Annotated in this window: 18 protein-coding genes; 4 read left to right on the top strand and 14 right to left on the bottom strand. The window is 62.1% G+C overall.

The genetic code is table 11. The features are described from left to right. Positions 1-796: 796 nt before the first annotated feature. The 4 genes from FXN63_RS20625 to FXN63_RS20610 form a co-directional block, all read right to left on the bottom strand. A complete protein-coding gene (locus FXN63_RS20625; protein WP_187394965.1) occupies positions 797-1,606 on the bottom strand; it encodes an IclR family transcriptional regulator in 810 nt (269 codons plus the stop codon). Positions 1,607-1,620: 14 nt separating this feature from the next. Beyond that, complete coding sequence (locus FXN63_RS20620; protein ID WP_148817045.1) at positions 1,621-2,955, bottom strand: MFS transporter; 1,335 nt, start codon at positions 2,953-2,955, stop codon at positions 1,621-1,623. A 119-nt stretch (positions 2,956-3,074) separates the two neighbouring features. After that, the gene (locus tag FXN63_RS20615) at positions 3,075-3,530 is read right to left on the bottom strand and encodes a MaoC family dehydratase (RefSeq protein ID WP_148817044.1); all 456 of its coding nucleotides are present in this window, start codon (positions 3,528-3,530) and stop codon (positions 3,075-3,077) included. After that, positions 3,527-4,732, bottom strand: a complete 1,206-nt coding sequence (locus FXN63_RS20610) for a CaiB/BaiF CoA transferase family protein (RefSeq protein WP_148817042.1) — start codon at positions 4,730-4,732, stop codon at positions 3,527-3,529. The genes FXN63_RS20615 and FXN63_RS20610 overlap by 4 nt, the downstream gene beginning before the upstream one ends. Positions 4,733-4,907: 175 nt before the next feature. Here FXN63_RS20610 and FXN63_RS20605 point away from each other — a divergent pair, with 175 nt between their 5' ends. From FXN63_RS20605 to FXN63_RS20595, 3 genes are all read left to right on the top strand, one after another. Further along, positions 4,908-6,032, top strand: coding sequence for an extracellular solute-binding protein (locus FXN63_RS20605; RefSeq protein WP_148817040.1), 1,125 nt, complete (start codon positions 4,908-4,910; stop codon positions 6,030-6,032). A 90-nt stretch (positions 6,033-6,122) separates the two neighbouring features. Next, positions 6,123-7,334, top strand: coding sequence for a CaiB/BaiF CoA transferase family protein (locus FXN63_RS20600; protein ID WP_148817038.1), 1,212 nt, complete (start codon positions 6,123-6,125; stop codon positions 7,332-7,334). Positions 7,335-7,444: 110 nt separating this feature from the next. Continuing rightward, positions 7,445-8,221 carry a ferredoxin--NADP reductase gene (locus FXN63_RS20595; protein WP_148817035.1) on the top strand — a complete coding sequence of 259 codons (777 nt, stop codon included), beginning with the start codon at positions 7,445-7,447 and terminating at the stop codon, positions 8,219-8,221. Between the two features lie 162 nt (positions 8,222-8,383). Here the strand turns inward: FXN63_RS20595 and FXN63_RS20590 are convergent, their stop codons facing one another. Next, positions 8,384-8,872 carry an AtaL-like protein gene (locus FXN63_RS20590; RefSeq protein WP_148817032.1) on the bottom strand — a complete coding sequence of 163 codons (489 nt, stop codon included), beginning with the start codon at positions 8,870-8,872 and terminating at the stop codon, positions 8,384-8,386. 204 nt (positions 8,873-9,076) lie between these two features. Here FXN63_RS20590 and FXN63_RS20585 point away from each other — a divergent pair, with 204 nt between their 5' ends. After that, the gene (locus tag FXN63_RS20585) at positions 9,077-10,741 is read left to right on the top strand and encodes a methyl-accepting chemotaxis protein (RefSeq protein ID WP_187394964.1); all 1,665 of its coding nucleotides are present in this window, start codon (positions 9,077-9,079) and stop codon (positions 10,739-10,741) included. Positions 10,742-11,423: 682 nt separating this feature from the next. On the opposite strand, the gene FXN63_RS20580 is transcribed toward FXN63_RS20585, so the two are convergent. The 9 genes from FXN63_RS20580 to FXN63_RS20540 all read right to left on the bottom strand — a co-directional run bounded on the left by FXN63_RS20580 (position 11,424) and on the right by FXN63_RS20540 (position 20,120). Continuing rightward, complete coding sequence (locus tag FXN63_RS20580; RefSeq protein WP_148817029.1) at positions 11,424-12,005, bottom strand: DUF2946 family protein; 582 nt, start codon at positions 12,003-12,005, stop codon at positions 11,424-11,426. 29 nt (positions 12,006-12,034) lie between these two features. Beyond that, positions 12,035-13,075, bottom strand: coding sequence for a YheT family hydrolase (locus FXN63_RS20575; protein WP_148817027.1), 1,041 nt, complete (start codon positions 13,073-13,075; stop codon positions 12,035-12,037). Positions 13,076-13,084: 9 nt separating this feature from the next. Then, entirely contained in the window at positions 13,085-13,528 is a 444-nt protein-coding gene (locus FXN63_RS20570; RefSeq protein ID WP_148817025.1) for a YybH family protein, read from the bottom strand. A 4-nt stretch (positions 13,529-13,532) separates the two neighbouring features. Further along, complete coding sequence (gene purU, locus FXN63_RS20565; RefSeq protein WP_148817023.1) at positions 13,533-14,387, bottom strand: formyltetrahydrofolate deformylase; 855 nt, start codon at positions 14,385-14,387, stop codon at positions 13,533-13,535. Positions 14,388-14,486: 99 nt separating this feature from the next. Continuing rightward, the gene (locus tag FXN63_RS20560) at positions 14,487-14,684 is read right to left on the bottom strand and encodes a zinc-finger domain-containing protein (RefSeq protein WP_148817021.1); all 198 of its coding nucleotides are present in this window, start codon (positions 14,682-14,684) and stop codon (positions 14,487-14,489) included. 65 nt (positions 14,685-14,749) lie between these two features. After that, the gene (locus FXN63_RS20555) at positions 14,750-15,634 is read right to left on the bottom strand and encodes a LysR family transcriptional regulator (protein WP_148819634.1); all 885 of its coding nucleotides are present in this window, start codon (positions 15,632-15,634) and stop codon (positions 14,750-14,752) included. 85 nt (positions 15,635-15,719) lie between these two features. Next, positions 15,720-16,805, bottom strand: coding sequence for an ABC transporter ATP-binding protein (locus FXN63_RS20550; RefSeq protein WP_148819632.1), 1,086 nt, complete (start codon positions 16,803-16,805; stop codon positions 15,720-15,722). Between the two features lie 11 nt (positions 16,806-16,816). Then, positions 16,817-18,517, bottom strand: a complete 1,701-nt coding sequence (locus FXN63_RS20545; protein ID WP_148817019.1) for an ABC transporter permease — start codon at positions 18,515-18,517, stop codon at positions 16,817-16,819. Between the two features lie 244 nt (positions 18,518-18,761). After that, complete coding sequence (locus tag FXN63_RS20540; RefSeq protein ID WP_148817017.1) at positions 18,762-20,120, bottom strand: ABC transporter substrate-binding protein; 1,359 nt, start codon at positions 20,118-20,120, stop codon at positions 18,762-18,764. Positions 20,121-20,295 lie beyond the last annotated feature (175 nt).

Here is a 20,295-nt window from a genome sequence, read left to right as displayed (position 1 = left end):
CACGCAAGGAAATTTGCGCGTCTGCTTGGTGGTGGGGTGACACCGAAGCGGGTGGCCGCCGCACCACGGCATGCGGAGAGCGGCAGCGAAGATCGTGGCGCTGGCGGCTGATTTCGTGCAGACGCTTTTGCTGCCGTGGTCGAAGCGCCCGCCATGCGGCGATAGCAGCATCACCAGGGCATCAGTAGCCTGACGCGCTCCACTGTGCAGGGAGGGCTGGTGCGCAGTTCGTCATCGCCCCGAACGTTCAATGCACGGCCTTCAAAGCGCCAACTTTCAGCGCCCCGCCTTTTCGTCGCATTACCTGGTGCGCGGCCACCCGCTTCCAAGTCACCCCACCACCAAGCAGACGCTCAACTTCGTTGAGTGGCGCAGCCCTTAAAGGCTTCTAAAGAACTGCCCGAAACGTGAGCCGCTGAGTCGCTTCGTGGCGACCTGGCCAGCCAAGTCCCCAGCTACAGCCGGCTTGGAACTTAAGCGTTGCGGACGCCAATACGGGGGAGCCGTGTACAGCACCCGAACAGCCAGAAAAATCGGATCACCCAAAGGCGGGATCTGCTTTTAACCAAACGACCTTGAAGGCGCGGGTGTCGGGGGCGTGGCGGCTGCCCTTCTGGACGACGTGGAGGGCGGGAGACCCGACGCGTAGGTCCAGCGGGGCAGGCGACGCGCCCCCGATACCCGCGCCTGACTACTCAGAAACGTTCAAACTCTGCGAACGTCCACACCAGCTAGTTGCCCACCCGCCTCGTACATAGAACTACAGAGGTCTAAAGACATCTACCACCAATCAGAATTAATTCAACCCCGCCACCCGCGCCACTTCATCTGCACACTGCTTCAGCGCCGGCAACAGCTCGAACAAATCTTCAGGCGCATCTTTGCTTTTCAGCGTGGCAATCGTCAACGCCGCACGCGTGCGAGACTTGGGCGACCCGACCGGAACACCCAGGTCGCGACCGCCGATATAACGTAAGTCTTCCGCGTAGGCCCAGCCGTCCTCACGCACCTTGTCCAGCTTGGCCAGAAACGCACTGCGCTCAGCAGCCGTCATGCGCAGGTATTCAGCCCGGCGCGACAACATATCTTCGCGCTCAGCCTCCGACAAATACGCCAACAACAACTGACCAGAAATGGTATCCACCGGCGAATGCAGCGACCCAGCCTCGACCGACAGCCGAATCGGCTTCGGGCTGTCCACCTGAACCAGCACCAGCACCTGATCCCGATGCAGCACGCTCAAATGACAGGATTCACGCACCCGGTCCACCATGTCGCGCATGGGCGCGGTAGCAGCGCGCAGCAGTTGTTCGTGGGGGGAATGGGTGCGGCTGAGTTCGAATAGTTTCAGCGTCAGCGCGTAACCGCCGTTGCTTTCACGGCGCAAGTAGCCGCGCGCTTCCAATACTCCCAGCAAGCGGAAAATTTCCGTGGGTTCCCGACCCAGGGCGCGGGCCAGTTGCGCCTGGGTCATGGGGACGGCTTGCTCGGACAAAAGCTCCAGAACATCGAGCGCTTTGTCCACGGCGGGGACGGCGTATTTGGCACGCCGCTCGACGTCAGAAGAGGTATCGGTTTCGCTGGCGCTGCGGCGTGTCGTCGACAATGGCGGGCTCTTGGTCAGGTCCTGTGGGCAGCGCCGATTGTAATGGACGCAGACGGGCTGGATGGACGTAGCCAGAGCAACAGCAACACGGCAGCAAAGCACATCAGGGCGACCACCAGGAAGCCCGTGTTGGCGCTTTGCGTGACGGATTCTGCATAGGCCTTGGCCTGCGGCGAGATGAAGGCGCCCAGGTTGCCGATCGACACGATGAAGGCAATGCCGCTGGCGGCACCGGTGCCGCCCAGGTAGCGCGTCGGCAGGCTCCAGAACACAGGTTGCGACGCGGTCAGGCCGGGCACGGCAATGCAGGCTGCCAACACGATCATCCACGGGTTGCTCCACCAGGCAATCGATGCAAGGGCCAGGCTGCCTGCGGTGACCATCCACATCGCAACGGTGCGGTGATTGTCATGGTTGTCGGCGTAGACGGTGAAGACGCGGGTGGCAATGGCCGAGCACACCCACGGGATGGCCAGCAACAGACCGATGCCCAGGTCAACATTGCCGCCAAGCGATGCGGCCAGTCGCGAGGGCAGGTAGAAGGTCAGCGGGGCGGTGCCGATCTGCAGGAAGAAATAGATGCCGATGAAAGCCAGCACACGCGGATCTTTCAGCACGCCAAGCGCCGAGTGTTTGACTTCACGCAGTTTGCTGCGATCTTCCTCTTCCAGCACAGCGGTCAGCGCCTGCCGTTCTTCTTCGTCCAACCACTTTGCGTCGCGCGGTTTGTCGATCAGATAGAAGAGCGCGATCACGCCAACCACCGAGGCTGCCAGTCCTTCGATCACAAACATCCATTGCCAGTTGGTCAGGCCGAACATGCCGTGGTGAGTCAGCAGCCAGCCGGACAAGGGGCTGCCGAATACCAGCGACAGCGGCACGCCCAGATAGAACAGGCCGGTGGCGCGGGCACGTTGTTTGGCTGGGAACCAGTAGGTCAGATACAGCAGCACGCCGGGGTAGAAACCGGCTTCGCAGACACCCAGCAGGAAACGCAGGATGTACAGGCTGGTGGGGGTGTGCGCGAACATCATCGCGGCCGACACCAGACCCCACGAGATCATGATGCGACTTAACCACAGGCGCGCGCCAACCCGATGCAGGACCAGATTGCTGGGGACTTCGAACAGTGCGTAGCCAATGAAGAAGATGCCGGCACCGAATGCATAGGCGGCGTCGCTGATGCCGGTGTCGGCCTGGTAGACCGTCTTGGCGAAACCGATGTTGGCCCGGTCCAGGAAGGCCAGGATCAACATCAGTGCCAGGAACGGCAAAAGTCTTGCCGTGGCTTTTTTTACCGCGCGCTGGGCGGCGGGCGGTAAGTCTCCGTGAATGCTTGTTGTAGTCATTATTTTCTCTGGGACGGCCGAACGCCAGGGGTCGCGAAGCGCGTCGGCCAATGCCGCTTCACGTTATAGGTCAACCGGCACCGTTGGCTAACGGTGCCGTAAAAAGGTGCCGGAAAAATTCATTCGCTGCGGGGTGTACGTCGCTCCACCAGGTGCAGGTGTTCGCACACCAGTACGGCGTCGCCGTGTTGATTGCTGACCGTGACGGTTTCCACCACGACGCCGTGACTGGTTCTGCGCGGGTGGTCGCGCTGATCGGTGATTTCCACCGTTGAATAGATCGTGTCGCCAATGAACACCGGCTTGATGAAGCGCAGGCGGTCGTAGCCGTAGGACATCGCACGTGGGTTGATCTGGGTGGCGGTCAATCCGATGCCCACGCTGAAGATCAGCGTGCCGTGTGCAATGCGCTGGCCGAAATCCTGCGTGGCGCACCAGGCGGCGTCCATGTGGTGCGGGAAGAAGTCGCCGGTCTGACCGGCGTGCATCACGATGTCGGCTTCGGTGATGGTGCGACCGGTGGACGTGCGGCGTGCACCGCGTTCGTAGTCCTCGAAGAACTGTTCATGGATCATGATGTGGTGGTCCGAAGCTGAGGAAGGCCGAAGGTCTGGGCGATGGTCTCGGTGTCTGCACCCAGACGTGGTGCGCCACGCGAATTGGTCAGGCGTTGGCTATCCAGGCGAATCGGGCAGCGCGTGGTCTGCATCGCCTGGCCGTCGGGGCTGTGTATGGTCTGGGTCATGTCAAGCGCGGTGAAGGCTGGATGTTCCGTTAGTTGCGGCCAAGTCAGCACGTCGGCGCACCAGACGCCGGCCGGCTCCAATGCGGCCAGCCAATGCGCGCTGTCTTGCTGCACCAAGTGCGCTTGCAAGGTCTGCTTGAGTGCATCGCGGTTGCTGAACCAGGTGCCGGCGTCGCCAGCCTGCGCCGCAAGCGCCGGGCTGGCAATCAGTTCTGCCAGGCGGTCCATCGGTGTCATGGCGATGGCGATGAAGCCATCCCGGGTCTGGTAGATGCCGTATGGCGCAGCGGTGTGCACGTTGGCGTGGTTTTCCACGCTGCGGGCGGGTTGTGTGCGGTCGCTGTTCAGGAAGGCGGTGAAGGGTTCGAACTGCAGATCCATTGCCGATTCCAGCAGGCTGACATCGACCTGCCCACCTTGGCCACTTACTCCGCGTCGCAACAGCGCCGCCAGAATGCCCTGCACCAAGTGCGCTCCGGTAATCACGTCGATCACCGACACACCAGTGGGCACAGGTGCGCCGCCGCCATGTTCACCTGCGTTCCCGGTTAACCAGGCCAGACCCGACAAGGACTGCACCAGCAGGTCCTGGCCCGGCTTGTCGCGCCAGGGGCCGTGTTCGCCATAACCCGTGACTGCCGCGTAGACGATGCGCGGATTGAGCGCCATGACTGTCTGGGCATCCAGGCCGATGCGGTCCATGACGCCAGGACGGAAGTTGTGAATCATCACGTCGGCTTGCGTAACCAATGCCTTCACGCGGGCCAGGTCGTCTGGCTGTTTCAGGTCGGCCGCAAAGCTCTTCTTGCCGCGATTGATGGTGTGAAACAGGGCGCTGTCCTGATCGACCCGTTGGTCGGCTACCACCAGCGAGCGGCACAGATCGCCGCCATCTGGCCGTTCGATCTTGATGACTTCCGCACCCAGGTCGGCCAGCCGCAGTGCTGCCGACGGCCCCGCCAGGAACTGGCTGAAATCCAGTACCAGCAGCCCGGCAAGCGGCAGTGATGCTTGAGTACTATGTTGATTCATATAAAAAATCACTTTTCATAAATGAGCGGCTTGCTGGGCTATTTGCGGTAAACCCGACTAGTCAATGGCTCGTATGGGAATCATGATTTCATATATGAATTTATGATTCACCTAGGATAACTACCAGTGAGGTAATGCAGCGCCCATCCCGGGCGGTGCACGAACATCGGCATTTATGAGCACACCCATCGTTCTTCGCGGCATGACCTGGGACCATCCCCGGGGGTACGAACCCTTGCAGGCCTGCACGGCCGTCTGGCAGGCACGACACGGCGTCGACATCACCTGGGACCGTCGGTCCTTGCAGGATTTCGAGTCCTTTCCGGTCGAGGACTTGGCACGCAGCTACGACTTGATCGTGATCGACCATCCACACGTGGGACAGGTCACGCGCGAGGCGTGTCTGCTGCCGTTCGAGGGGGCGCTTGATTTCATCGCGCAGGGCAGCGTCGGCGCGTCTTTCCCGAGCTACCACTGGCGCGGTAAGCAGTGGGCCTTGCCGATCGACGCCGCCACGCAAGTCCAGGCCTGGCGGCCGGATCGTCTGGATCAGGCTGCGCCGGACTGGGATACCGTGCGTGCGCTGGCACGCGAGGGGCGGGTAGCGCTGCCGATGCGTGCGCCGCATTCATTGATGTGCCTGTACACGCTCGCCGCTCAGCTGGGTGAACCGGGGAAGGTCGAAGGGCCCGATCTGTTCGATGCGGACGTTGGTGCGCAGGCGATTGCCTTGCTGCGTGAACTGATGCAAGACATCGATCCGATCTGCTATACGCAAGACCCGATCGCGGTGTTCGAACAGATGGCGCAGCCTGACTCCCGCATTGACTGCGTGCCCCTGATCTATGGTTACGTGAACTATGCGTGGCAGAATTTCCGGCCGGTGCGTTTGGCATTTGCCGACATGCCCATGCTGAATGGGCGCGGCCTGGTCGGGTCTGCGTTGGGTGGAACGGGCATTGCCGTGTCGGCCTTCAGCAAGCATGTCGATGCTGCCGTGGCGTTTGCCCGCTGGGTGGCCGATGCCGAGGCGCAGCGTGGGCCGTTTGCGCATGCGGGGGGCCAGCCTGGCCATGCGGCAGCGTGGGAAGACGATGCGGTCAATGCGGCGGCTGGCAACTTCTATCGCGCAACCCGCGCTACGCTGGAAGGCGCATGGGTACGGCCGCGCCATGACGGCTACATGCCGTTCCAGCACGCGGCGTCAGAACGCCTGGTGGCCGGCTTGCAACAAGGCGAGTCTGCCGCCACGCTGATCGCCGACATCAATCGCCTGTTCCGTGCGAGCCTGTCTGCCTGAGTTGCTTGCGAGAATGTCGTGTGGGGCTGGACTGACCGGTTCCGCCCACACGCTTTTTAAATCGATCTTGTTCAAATGAGTCATGCCTGCATGAATACTTCCTTATCTTCGGCCGGCGACGGCGCACCGCTGGACGGTTTGCTGGTCATCGACCTTGCCCAGTTCCTGTCCGGCCCTTCGTCAGCCTTGCGTCTGGCCGACCTGGGCGCGCGCGTGATCAAGATCGAGCGACCGGGCACGGGTGATATCTGCCGCACGCTGTATCTGACCGACACCGATGTGGGTGGCGACTCAACCCTGTTTCACGCGATCAATCGCAACAAGGAAAGCCTGGCGCTGGACTTGAAGCAGCCCGCAGATTTGGAGGCCCTCAAACAGCTGGTAGCGCGTGCCGATGTACTGATTCAGAACTTCCGCCCTGGTGTGATCGAACGATTGGGTTTGAGTTATGAGGATGCACGCGCCCTCAACCCTCGGCTGATCTACGCAGGCATCTCGGGTTACGGGGAAACCGGGCCGTGGTCGGACATGCCTGGGCAAGATCTGCTGGCGCAGTCGCTGTCAGGGGTGACTTGGCTGAATGGTCATGACGGCGACGGCCCGGTGCCGCTTGGCCTGTCGATCGGTGACATGCTGGCTGGCCATGTGTTGACCGAGGGCATTCTGGCGGCGCTGGTGCGGCGTGGGATCACGGGGCGTGGGGCATTGGTGCAGACCAGCTTGCTGGAAGTATTGGTGGACCTGCAATTCGAATTGCTGACGACCCACCTGAATGATGGCGAGCGCCTGCCTGCGCGTGCGGAATTTCGAAATGCCAATGCGTATTTGGCAGCGCCTTACGGTATTTATCCGACCGCAGACGGGTACATGGCACTGGCCATGATGCCCTTGCCCAAGCTGGCTGATGTATTGCCGTTGCCAATTTTGAAGACGTTCACCGCCGAAGATGCCTTCACCCGTCGTGACGAGATCAAGCGTCTGGTCGCGTTGGAACTGGCCACACAGAACAGCGCCTATTGGCTGGCACGCTTGCGTCCGGCAGACGTGTGGTGCGCCGAGGTGCTGGACTGGCCACGGCTGCTGAAGGAAAAAGCGTTTTCCATGTTGGGCATGTTGCAGACAGTGGCGCGCGGCGATGGCACGCCGGTGCGCACCACCCGCAGTCCCTTGCGCATCGATGGCGAACGGGCGCTGAGCACCCGGGGTGCGCCACGCGTCGGCGAACACAGCCAGGCCATACGCGCCGAGTTCGGATTGCACACGCTTGCAACAGCAAACGACGACCACTCCCAGGTGGCATAAGCTTAAAACCACTGGTGTGCAGGGTTTCTTCGGACTCGATGGCGGTGACGCGGTAAAATGCAAGCTCTTCTCATTACCGCCTCCCGATTTCGGGGACTCCTTCGACACCTATGGCTGCCTTCAACACCGAGCGCGTCCTGCACGTGCATCACTGGAACGACACGCTGTTCAGCTTCAAGACCACCCGCGATCCGGCGCTGCGTTTCCACAACGGGCACTTCGTGATGATCGGCCTGGAAGTCAACGGCAAGCCCCTGATGCGCGCGTACAGCATCGCCAGCTCGAACTACGAGGAACATCTTGAGTTCCTGAGCATCAAGGTTCAGGACGGCCCGCTGACCTCGCGTCTGCAACATCTTAAGGAAGGCGATCCGATCCTGGTCAGCCGCAAGCCCGTGGGCACCTTGATTGCCGACGACTTGTTGCCCGGCAAGAACCTGTACCTGTTCGGCACCGGCACCGGCCTGGCTCCGTTCATGAGCATCATCAAAGACCCGGACATCTACGAGAAATTCGAGAAGGTCGTGCTGGTGCATGGCGTGCGTCAGGTCAATGAACTGGCCTATGCCGACTACATCGAAAACGAGCTGCCGAACAATGAGTACTTCGGCGACATCGTGCGCGGCAAGCTGATCTATTACCCCACCGTCACGCGTGAACCCTTCCGCAATCAAGGCCGCCTGACCGACCTGATCGTCAGCGGCAAGCTGTGCAGCGACGTGGGCCTGCCCCCGCTGAACCCGGAGACCGACCGCGCCATGTTGTGTGGCAGCCCGAGCATGTTGGCTGACACCGCTGCGCTGCTCGACGAGCGTGGTTTTGTGGTGTCGCCGGGCGTGGGCCAGCCCGGTCACTACGTGATCGAACGGGCGTTTGTGGAAAAGTAAGGTCGGGGCATAGGTGCCTGCGCGGCAACTCGCGCAGAACCTTGTTCCATCGAAATGAGAAGGGCGGCCGAGGCCGCCCTTTCTATTTGCTGTTGTCAGCTTTCACCGATTGATGGCGCTGCGACTATTCATCAAGTCGTAAGCGCCAATCAACGAACCATCTCAGTGCAGCTTGCCACTGGAGTTCGACAGTTCCCGAATCCGTTGCACCGTATCCAGATCAGACGCCACATAGGCTTGCTGACGAATTTCCCGCGTCTGTTCGTCAAGCGCGGTTTCTTGTTCGGTCTGGTCATCCCATTCGTAGATGAAACGCAGGAACAGTGCCTGGGGTTCCGGTTCTTCGATGCGCACGATGGCGCGGCTGCGCGGCCACTTGTCGGTGGCGGGCACCTGCACATCGACTTCCTGCTCGTGGGTCAGGGTGACGCTGTCATTGACCTGGAAGGGGCCGAAATCAAGGGTGCGGGTAATGGTCTCGACCGGGCCGTCCACCAGGTGACTGTGAATGGTGCAGCTTTCCAAGCCCATCACAAAAAACACGGGGTCGTGTGCGCGCAAGACCAGCCCACGCCAGACCTGCTCACGGCTGAGCACGTCGAGCAAGGGCACCAAGGGGTCGTTCAGCTGGATCAGATGTTCGAATCGCATGTCATGTCCTGAGTAGATGGAAAGTATAGGACCAGGGCGCTGTCCGTGCTGTCAAAGCTGTCAGGGGGCGCATAGCAGCCATGATCGTGTCATGGAGCCCAGCCAAACTTCGCCCCGCGTCGGTTTTGATCTGAACAAACCAAGATGAACAAACCGACGCCATGTCGCGCAGCGTGCGTGTTTGCTTGGGATCGAAACTCGCTCATGAATATTCGTTCGAAATTGTTTGTTCTTTGTGCCGCAGGCGTCATGGGAATGCTGCTGGTAGCCGGCAGCGCAATGATTGGCCTGCAGCGTCTGACCGATACGGCCAGCAGTCTGGGGCAACGCCGTTTGCCTGCCTTGGTGGCCGTGTCCGTGATGCAGGAATCGCAAGTACAGATATCCCGCCGTACCCTTGAAGTCTTGCAGTGGGAGCAGGATTTCTCCATCGAATCGCAGAACGAATGGTCGCGCATCCTGGCTGCCAAAGCGCAGCATTGGAAAGACCTTGATGAAGCGCGCACCGCCTTGAAGAGTGTGCCGGTCGGCGAAACCGGCGCCAAGCTGCTGGCAAGTGTGGACGAGGCGCTTGAGGCATGGCGCAAGCAGGACGAACCCCTGACGGAAACCATCACCAAGCTGGTGGATGTGAAGTCCGAGGGCGACCAGCGTTTCCTGTTTGCGCGATATCACTTGTACTACTCGGCGCAGGACAGTTTCTACGAAACCCTGCGCGCGGCGACGCAGGCGTTGACCAAGTTCAACGTTGACGCTGCGCGTACCGCAGGCGGCGATGTCAGCGAACATTCGGCGCTGATCATGAAGATCATGGCGGCCATCGGCATCTGTGCCACGCTGGCGTTGGTGTTGGGCGGATGGCTGGTGTCCCGGTCGATCGTGCGACCGATTGCCACCTTGCAGCACGTGGTCACCGACATCGCGTCGCGTCTGGATTTCACGGTGGTTGCGCCGGTACGTGGTCGTGATGAGATCAGTTCGATGGCGACTGCGCTGAACTCGCTGCTGGCACGTATGCGCGATTCCTTGGCGGCGGTGCATCGGCTTGCAGACGATATGAAGGCCACGACGGACGACGTGTCGGTTGCGGCTGACAACGTGGCCCACAGTTCCGTGCAGCAAAGCGAGTCCGCGACATCAATGGCGGCATCGGTTCAGCAGATGGCCGTGCGTATGGAAGAGGTCAGCACGGCTGCATCAGAGGCGGTGCGGATGTCGGAGTCGGCCAGCGCGCTGGCGGTCGATGGCAACCAGATCATTTTGCAGACGGGTGTGCAGATGGATGTGGTGGTTGGCCACGTTGAGCAGGCTGCCGAGCACATCGCCACGCTGAATCGTCACGGGGTGTCGATCCGCGAGATTGCGCGTCTGATCTCGGATATTGCGTCACGTACCAATTTGCTGGCTTTGAATGCGGCGATCGAGGCTGCGCGGGCGGGTGAGGGTGGGCGGGGCTTTGCGGTGGTGGCGGATCAGGTGCGCAGTCTGGCGGAGCAGACGGCGAGTTCCAGTCAGCGTATTGGCGATACGGTGGAGCGCATTGCGAAGGAGACTGCGGATGCGGTGTCGCAGATGGAGCGTGTGTCGAATGAGGTGCGTGCTGGCCGGATGCACACTGAGCAGGCGGGCAGTTTCATGGAGCAGATGCGGCATGGGGCGGAGCGCACTGCGGTGGTGATCGGGGAGATTGGGTTGGCGTTGCGGGCGCACACGGCGGATAACGAGGCGATTGCGCGTCATGTGGATGCGGTGGCGCGGATGACGGGGCAGAATCAGGAGGCGTCGGCGTCTACGGCTGCGAATGTGGTGCGGTTGCGTAGCGTGGCGGATGAGGTCGATGACACCGTTCGCATGTTCCGGGTGGCTTGATATGCCTTAGTTTCTTATGTGATGTTGCTGGCGGGTTTTTGCTTGCGGGTGGTTTTTGGTGTTCTTTTGCCAGTCGTGGGTGGTGGGGCCGCAGCGTCTGCCCCGCTTGACTTTGGCGTCGGGTCTCCGCCCTCCACCTTGTCCAGAAGGGCAGCCGCCACGGCCCCACCACCCACGCCTTCAGAGCGGCTTGGTTAAAAGCAAATCCCGCCTTTGGGCGTCTGTATTCTTCTGGCTGCCAGGGGCTGTATATGGTTCTCGGCGTTCGCTGGCCACCATTCTTGATCGCGGTGCGGCTGGCCTTGGGGATGGGCTGGCCAGGTCGCCACGAAGCGGTTTTTCCGGCTCTCGATTCGGTGGGTTCTTTAGCTGCCTTTTACGGCAGCGACACTCAATGAGGTTGCGTGTCTGCTTGGTGGTGGGGTGACACCGAAGCGGGTGGCCGCACGTAAACGGCTTGCGGAGAATGGATGGGGCGCTGGTGGATTCGAGCGGCCACTCATCAACGCGCGGGCGGGTCCGCGTTTCGGGATGGCTATGTTTCGATGGTGCCCGAAGCATCGATCCAACCGAGTAAACGATGCTGCCGATTAGCCGTTAGCCGTTAGCCGATCAACCGTTAGCCGGTTCGGCCAGCGGCTGTGTGCGCTCCACGCCATTCTCCCTTGCGGGAAAAGGTGGATCAGGGAACGGCAACGAATCCCAGGCGTGCGGGTAGTTCTTCTGACGATACTTCGTGGAAGGGAGCCAGGCTTTGTGGCAGCGGTTCGTACTTGAGTTGCGCGGGTGTCTCGCCATCGGCCAGTGGCCTGGCGGCGGCTTCGCCTTTTTCGTCTTGCAGGCCATCCAGTACTTTGCTCAAGTCTCGGTCGATCACCACGCCGGGGCCCAGGTCTGTGCTGGCCAGGAGTCGGCCGGTGTCGTCGAGCCACCAGCTATCCACGCGACCTACCGGTTGACCTGTGTGTGCGAACAGCGTGATGGAGTCGTCGCCGGTGCGTAGCACCAACGGGGCGACGTCGATGCGGACGTAGACGCGTTGGGGGCCGTTTTGTACGTACCAGCGGCCGTCTTCTTCGAACGCGTAGTTGCGTGCGAAGAAGTCGAGGATGCGGGGGTTGGTGATGGGTTCACCCAGGCCGCCGGCGGCGGCATCGCCTTGGGGGTGCAGGCGCCAGTTGCCGCGTGGGTCCAGCGATAGCCAGCCGCAGACCGAGGGCACATCGGGCCAGCGCTTCATGGCGGCGAGAACGTCTTCATCCATGGGGTTTGCTCCTGTGGGGCTCGTGCTGACTAGACGCCTGCGTCGAAAAAGCGCGCCAGGCGTTGCGGCAGCCAGCCAAGTTGCGAGGGGAAACGCCCGCTGCTGAACCCGGCGTGTCCACCATTGTTCGGCTGATGCAGCAAAACCTGGGCCGAGGCTTCGTGGCGAAGCGGCAGGTGGTCGGGGGGCAGGAACGGGTCGTTGCGCGCGTTCAGTACCAAGGTGGGCACAGTCACGCTGCGCAGGAAGGGCTTGGACGATGCGCGTGTCCAGTAGTCGCGCACGTCTTTGAAGCCGTGGACGGGCGCGGTGTAGGCATCGTCGAATTCGTACAGGTCGTGCGCATGGGCAATGCGCGCCACATCGAAGTAGCCGGGGTAGTCCTTGGCCTTGGCCAATACCTTGGACTTCAGCGAGCGCAGGAACATCCGGGTGTAGATCGCGTGGTTGATGCCTTTGCCCAGGGCCATGCCGCCTGCGTTCAGGTCCAGCGGGGCCGAGATGGCGGCCGCAGCATGCAGCCAGTTGGCTGCGCTGCCGGCTTCGCCCAGGTGCTTGAGCAAGGCGTTGCCGCCAAGCGAAACACCGGCTGCGTGCCAGGTTGCCTGCGGCAGGCGGGCGCGCAGCGTGTCGAGCACAAACGAGATTTCCTGGCTGTCGCCGGAATGGTAGGCGCGGGGCAGCCGGTTCGGCTCGCCCGAGCAGCCACGAAAATGCGGCACCACCACTGTCCAGCCACGGGCACGGAAGTATTGGGATACCGACAGCACGTAGTGGCTGGCGCTGCTGCCTTCCAGGCCATGGAACAGCACCAGTGCGCGCTGGCCAGGTTCGGTGCGTGGACGGATCACCGGCAGCGGTGCACCGGTCACTACTGACGCGCTGTTGGGCGTCAGGCCGGGACCGGTCCAGTCGAGGTCGATGAAATCGCCGTCGGGCGTATCGAGCCGCTCGCGCAGGAAGCCCAGCTGCGGGCGACGGGCGTACAGCGCGGCGAAGACGGTCTGGCTGTGCCCTTCGGGCAACCAGACCGGGGTAGGGCAGTCGCTAAGATCTAAACGGGCGAGCATGACCCGGCATCAATGCAGCATGTCCGGGACGTCGTGCTCGTCGGCATCGATGTCGTCGGGTGCCTGTGATGCGTGATGCAACACCATGTGCCAGCCAGTCGCGCCCTTGTGGAACACGTTGGTGGTGTAGCAGTTCACCACTTGGGTTCCTTCGCGTGTTTCCACCACCACTTGTTCGACCAGGGTGTGTACCGCGCCCATCAGGCTTTGCAGCGCATGGCGGCGGGTGGGGCGGATCGACACCGGGCCGTTGCCGAGAATCTCGGCCCAGGCCTGCTTGACGGCGTCGTGACCCACCAGGCGGCTGCCGCCCGGGTGGATGCACGCGATTTCTTCATCTTCCGCCCACACGCTCATCAGCAGCGCCAGGTCGGCATGTTCCAAAGCCTCGTAGAAGGCGTGTTCCGCCTCATCGGGCGTGGCGTAGTTGGCGCTGGGAGCGGGCTTGGGCATGGGATCAGCGGAAGACAATGGTTTTGTGGGAGTTCAACAGAATGCGGTGCTCGACGTGCCAGCGAACTGCACGGGCAAGCACTTGCGATTCCACGTCGCGACCAACCTGCGTGATCATCTCGGGCGACATGGCGTGGTCGACCCGCGCGATGTCCTGTTCGATGATCGGACCTTCGTCCAGGTCGGCGGTCACGTAGTGCGCCGTGGCACCGATCAGTTTCACGCCACGTTCGTGCGCCTGGTAGTACGGACGCGCGCCCTTGAAGCTGGGCAGGAAGCTGTGGTGGATGTTGATCGCGCGGCCCGACAAGGCCTTGCACATGTCGCCCGACAGAATCTGCATGTAGCGGGCGAGCACCACCAGGTCGACGCGTTCGCGTTCGACGATCTGCAACACCTGGCGTTCCTGTTGGGCCTTGTCGCCTGCGGTGACCGGCAGGTGATAGAACGGAATGCCGTAGGACGCCGTCAGCAGCGCGAAGTCAGGGTGGTTGGACACCACCGCCGGGATTTCGATCGGCAACTGGCCTGACTTGGCGCGGAACAGCAGGTCGTTCAGGCAGTGACCGTGGCTGCTGACCATCAGCAGGACGCGCGCCTTTTTGCGGGCATCGCGGATCTGCCATTGCATCGAGAACTTCTCGGCCAGCGGCGTGAATTGGGCGCTGATGTCGGCTTCGGACGTGCCTGCCGGCAGGTCGAAGTGAATGCGCAGGAAAAACAGGCCCGTATCGTCGTCGCCGAATTGCTGCGAGTCGAGGATGTTGCAGCCGCGCTCGAACAGGAAGCCGGACACGTTGAACACGATGCCGGTGGTGTCCGGGCAGGACAGGGTCAGGATGTAGTCGTTATGGTGCACGTCGATATAAAACCAAAACCCCGGCAAGCCGGGGTGGTGAGAACCAGACAGGGTGACCAGGTCCCCCTGTCCATCGAAACGAGCGGCCGGGCCGCCCGATCAATGCGCGTGGACTTTGCTACCGGGTTTGAGCCGGTAGTCGGTTCCACAGTACGGGCACTTTGCCTGGCCGGTGCTCATGTCGAGGAAAACCTTGGGGTGAAGGCTCCACAACGGGGTTTGCGGCCCCGGGCACGAGACTGGCAGATCGTGGCCGTCTACTTCAACGACCGGGCCTTGTTCGACAGCGCTGCTCATGGCAGGACTCCTTGGGATCTACGCCGATTAGCCCATGATTGTAGCAATCCATTGCCGGTTCGCGCCTAGGCCAGTCCCCAGACTGTGCGTAATACGGAACTCAGACCCACCACCATCGGGTCGCCAGCCCGTTCCGACGCGGTAATCAGACCCAGCCGGGCATCCGTCCGGGCGTGGCCCCAGACCAGGAAATCGCCCCGTTCCGCACCGCGCAGCGCCACTTCTTCACGCAGCAAGGCGCAACCGACGCCTGCCCGGACCAGCGCATCGAGCGCCGCCACGTCGTCGCTGCGAACGATTACCTGCGGGCTCAGACCGTGGCGTTCGAACAAATCGCGCAGCAAGACATGGGGGTGTGCACTGTCGGTGGTGTCGATCCAGGGCAGGGTGGCCAGCTCGCGCCAACCGGCACCGGCCGCCGACGCAGCCAGCGCATTGGGGATGGCAACCCGGAAACGCACGCTGCGCAGGTCGATCCACTGCACGTCCAGGGGCGGATTGGCGCTGATCGTCAGCGCGGCCGCCAATTGCCCGGTACGCACTTGTTCGGCCAGTGCGACAGCGGGCAGGGTGCGGGTGTGCAGATCGACACGAGGTAGCGTGCGTGCCATCGCAGCCACCAATTCGCCCACCCGAAGGAAATCGGGGTGCTCGCTGGGAATGCCGAAGTCCAGGTGACCGCAGATCTCGCCCTGCAGCTTCAGGGCCTGGGCGCGCAGTTCTGCACCGGCCGCCAACAAGGCATCGGCGCTGGGCAGCAGGATTTCGCCGGCCTTGGCCAGCACCAGCCGCCCGCCCTGACGTTCGAACAAGGCCACGCCCAGCAACTGTTCCAGTGATTTGATCTGGGCCGTGACGGCGGGCTGAGTGACCGACAGCGCTTCGGCAGCGCGCGTCAGGTTGCCCAGGCGGGCAACCATCACAAAAGCGCGAATCTGATAAAGCTCCATCAGCAGCACTGTCCCACGGACGAGCAGGCTGCGAAAGCCCTGCCGGCCGGGCGCGGCCACGGGGTGGACCGCGCGCGTGTGCCGCTCATGCCGCCAGCAGCCTCACCTGCGAGGGATCGATACCCACCGCCACCGATGCACCGGGCGGGAATTTCGACAATCCCGCGTAGTGTGTCTGATCGGCGGTCAGTTGCTGCGTGCCGATGCGGATCTGATAACGCGTGAATTCGCCCAGGAATTCGCTGGCCAGTATTTCGCCCGGCAGCCAGGTGTAACGCGCATCCCCGACTGCACCTGCCGCTTCGACCACCACGGTATGGGGCCGGAAACTGGCAGCGCATCTGCCGGTGGGCAAGGTCTCGTTATCGACCGGCAGGCGCAGATCGCCCACGCCGTCCACCCCCAGCACGATGTCGCCGCCGTTGCGTTCGCGGACATTGCCTTCCAGCACGTTCATGGTGCCCACGAAGTCCGCCACAAAACGGTTGCTGGGGAAATCGAACAGGTTGGCCGGGCTGCCGAGCTGCTGCACCACGCCGTGATTCAACACCGCCATGCGGTCGGCGGTGGTCATGGCTTCTTCCTGGTCATGGGTGACGAAGATGGTGGTGATGCCCAGTCTGCGTTGCAGCGCCAGCAGTTCACGCCGCATCTGCACCCGCAGCTTCTTGTCCAGATTGGACAGCGGCTCATCCAGCAGCAATACCTGCGGCTCGATCACGATGGTGCGCGCCAGTGCCACGCGTTGTTGCTGCCCCCCCGACAGGTGGTTCGGACGACGCTTGGCATAGTCGGCCAGACCGACCAGCTCAAGTGCCGCCTGTACACGTTCGCGCAGCTCGGCCTTGGGCACCTTGCGTTCGACCAGACCGAAGGCCACGTTGTCCCAGACCGTCATGTGGGGCCACAGCGCGTAGTTCTGGAACACCATGCCGATGTTGCGATCCCAGGGCGGCACGCCGCTGATGTCGCGGCCATCGACCAGCAATTGGCCATGCTGGTGCTGGTTGAAGCCTGCGATCAGTCGCAGCAGGGTGGATTTGCCGGACCCCGACGGGCCCAGCAACGCAAAGAACTCACCCGGCGCAATCGAGATATTGATGTCCTTCAACACCTCGGTGTTGCCGTAAGACAGACGGATGTTGCGGCACTCGACGCCGACTTTCTTGATGTTGGGTTGCTTCACGATTCATGTTCCTGTGCGCGGGTGGCGCGCAGCCGCGCCGCAGTACGTTCGACCAGCAAATGAGAGGCATAGGTGCCGGCGGCAACAGCGATCACGGCAAGCACGCCGAGTGCCGCGCCCGGGCCACGCCCAGCCACGCTTTGCATATATAGATAGATGCCGTAGCTCATGGGTGCCTGGCTTTCGCGCGACACCAGCATGATGGTGGCCGACAGTTCCACCGCTGCGGTAATGAAGCTGGTGACAAAGCCCGCCAGAATGCCGCCCGCCATCAGCGGGATGACGATGCGCCGGATGGTGCTGAGCTTTCCTGCGCCCAGGCTTTCAGCGGCTTCTTCCAGCGATACGTTCAACTGCTGCAAGGCAGCCATGCAGGCCCGCAGGGCATAGGGCAGGCGGCGCACCGCATAGGCAATCACGATGATGATCCACGACGAGGTGACCAGCGTGTCTGTGAACGGAATCTCCACGCCCTTGAAGGTGCGCAGGAAACCGATGGCCAGCACGATGCCCGGGATCGCCAGTGCAGCCGATGCTGCCCAGTCCAGCCATTGGCGGGCCGGCAGGCGGGTGCGCAGGATCAGGTAGGCGATGGCGGTGCCCAGCACCACGTCAATACCTGCTGCCAGGCCGCAGTACAGCAAGGTGTTGCCGATCATGTTGCTGGAATCTGCGAACACGGTCTCGTAGTGGGCCAGCGTGTAGGCGTCGGGCAGCGGTGCAAAACTCCACACCTTGGCAAACGACAGCAGCAGCACACCAATGTGCGGTGACAGGGTCAGCAGCAGCACCAGCACTATCCAGCCATAGGCAAGCATGCTCTCGACAGGCCGCAGGCGTCGGCGCTGAATGGCGGTGCCACCTTTTTGTGTGGTCGAGTAATCCCGGTTCTTCAACATGCGCGCCGACATGTACAGCGCCAGAATCGAGAACGCGATCATGATCACGCTGATCACATAGCCCATCGGGTCTTCCAGCCCCACCTGCGTGATGCGCAGATAGGCCTGGGGTGCCAACATGTTGGTGGTGCCCAGCACCAGCGGTGTACCCAGATCGTCGAAGACCTTCACGAACACCAGCGAGGTACCGGCCACGAAGCCGGGCAGTGCCAGGGGGAAGATCACACGCGAAAACAAACGCCAGCCACGTGTGCCGAGATTCATCGCGGCTTCTTCCATGGCTCCGTCGATGTTGCGCAGCGCCACCGTCAGGTTCATCAGGATGAACGGGAAGTAGTGCAGCGACTCGACAAAGATCACGCCGTTCAGGCCATCCATGATCGGGATCGACACGCCGAACCATTCGTCGAGCAGCAGATTCACGCTGCCTGAGCGACCAAAGATCAGCTGCAGGGCAACCGCGCCTACGAAGGGCGGCATGATCAGCGGCAGCACGCCCAGCGTCTGGATCAGCAGCGCACCGCGAAACTCGAAGCGCACCGTGAAGTAGGCCAGCGGCACCGCGATGATCGCCGCAAACACCGATGACATGACCGCGACGTACAAGCTGTTGATGAAGGATTCCTTCATCAGTGGCTGGTCGAAGAAGGCCGAGAAGTGGCCCAGCGTGAAGCTGCCGTCGCTATTGACGAAGGCACTGTGGAATACGGTGCCGACCGGGAATATCAGGAAGAGACCGAGGAAGGCCAGCACCAGCAGTGCTGCCAAACTGGGGCCCAGAGGGAAACGGGACATCATGCGGCGCGCTCGCTGCAAAAGAAAAAAGGTGGCGAGGAATCTGGCTTGTCGGCAAACGCAGGGCGATCAGAGACTGACGCCGGGTGCCGGACAAAAAGTCAGGAACCAGGCATCAGTTGGGGACCGTCGGGTATCTCTGTCAGATGCCGCGCGGGTAGACCGGTAAATCAGAGGCCATCGCCGCGGCAGTTGCCCCGCTCGGACTCAACGCCCGAACGTGCAACTGCCTAACGGTCGCTGAGGTTCAGCGTGCCAAGGCTGCCGCCTGCTGCGCGAGGGTGACCGCACGCTCGTAGTTGGCCTTGGCCTTGGTGTTCCAGCTGCCTTCCAGTCCGGTGATTTCCTTGTTCACCGCAGCGTCCTTCTTGGATTTGGCAAACAGTTCCAGGAAGCGCGGGTCTTTGGCCAGATCACTGCCAACCAAGGGCGTGAATGCCAGGCCACGGGCTTCTTTCAACAGCTCGGCGGCTTGCGGCGATGCCTTGCCGGCCAGCTTCTTTTCGGCCTCGAAGATGGCGCGTGCTGCGCCTTGCAGTTCCTTCAGGCGGAAGGTGATGGTCTGGTCGAACATCGACTGCACCACGTAATAACGTGCTTCCGACAGATTCGGGTCGAACTGAACCTTGCTGCGTTTGGCGATCGCTTCCGGGTCGGGGTAGCCCTGTGGCACCTTGCCCGCGAGCTTGGCGTAAGGCAGCACCGGCAGACGCGAGATCTTCGGGTCGAGCAGCAGTTGCTGGCCTTCGTCGCTGAGCGTGAAGGCGACGAATTTCTTTCCTTCGCTGGGGTTCTTGCTGCCATCGATCACGGCAATATTGGCCGGGACAATCGAGGTTACGGTGGGGTAGACGAAGTCCACCGGGAAGCCGGAATAACGACCTGCCAGTCCGAAGAAGTCGATCACCGGCCCGGCCCCGAACTGGCCGTTGTTGACGCCGTCAGGCACGCCGAACGAGCGCTCAGTGACAGATGCCGCGTTGGCCGACATGCGCAGCAAGGTGTTCCAGCCGGCATCCCAGCCTTCGCCTTGCAGAATGGTTTCGACCGTCAGGTGCATGGTGCCCGAGCGCGAGGGCGAGGTGGTGCCGATGTGGCCGAACCACTCGTGCCCGAGCAGGTCTTTCCACTCCTTGGGCGCGGTCAGTTTGTTGGCTTTCAGGTAGCGGGTGTTGTACATGATGCCGTAGCCCGCCAGCGCCTGACCCTTGTAGAAGCCCTTGGGATCGTTGATCGGATAGTTGCCGATCTTTGCCGGAATCGCCGGATTGTCGACCTCGGGGGCGGCTGCCAGCAGCTTGTCGCGGCCCAGCACCTCAAACGCATCGGGTGCGCTGGCCCAGAACACTTCAGGGCGTTGGCCGATGGCGGTTTCGCGCACGTAGGCGATGCCGGCGACGGTGTTCTTGTTGAGAATTTCCAGCTTGATGTCGGGGTGCTTCTTCTCGAAAGCCGTCTTGTAGGCCTGGGTCAGTTCCTTGGGGAAGGAGGTGATGACCGTGACGGTGCCGGCGAAGGCCGGCGCGCAAAGCGAGGCGAGTGCAGCGGCAAGCACAGTATGTCGACGTGCAGCGGCAAGCGCTGCGTGGCGCAGGGTGGGCAGCATGGGTGATCTCCTGGACGTACTTGTAGGTGTTGTGAAGTCACCTTACCGAGCGCTTAATGACGTGTCCAATAACAAGTTTTGATGGCTTGGATCAGCCCGACGCGTGCTCGGGTTTGTGCGGATACGACAAGGCGGGTGCCGTGCCTCGGTACAATCCTGCACCCAACTGCGCGGT

This window comes from Pigmentiphaga aceris (assembly GCF_008119665.1).
GTDB classification, from domain to species: Bacteria; Pseudomonadota; Gammaproteobacteria; order Burkholderiales; family Burkholderiaceae_B; genus Pigmentiphaga; species Pigmentiphaga aceris.
The sequence above is the reverse complement of the archived record's forward strand: the minus strand, read 5'-3'. Positions and strand labels throughout refer to the sequence as shown.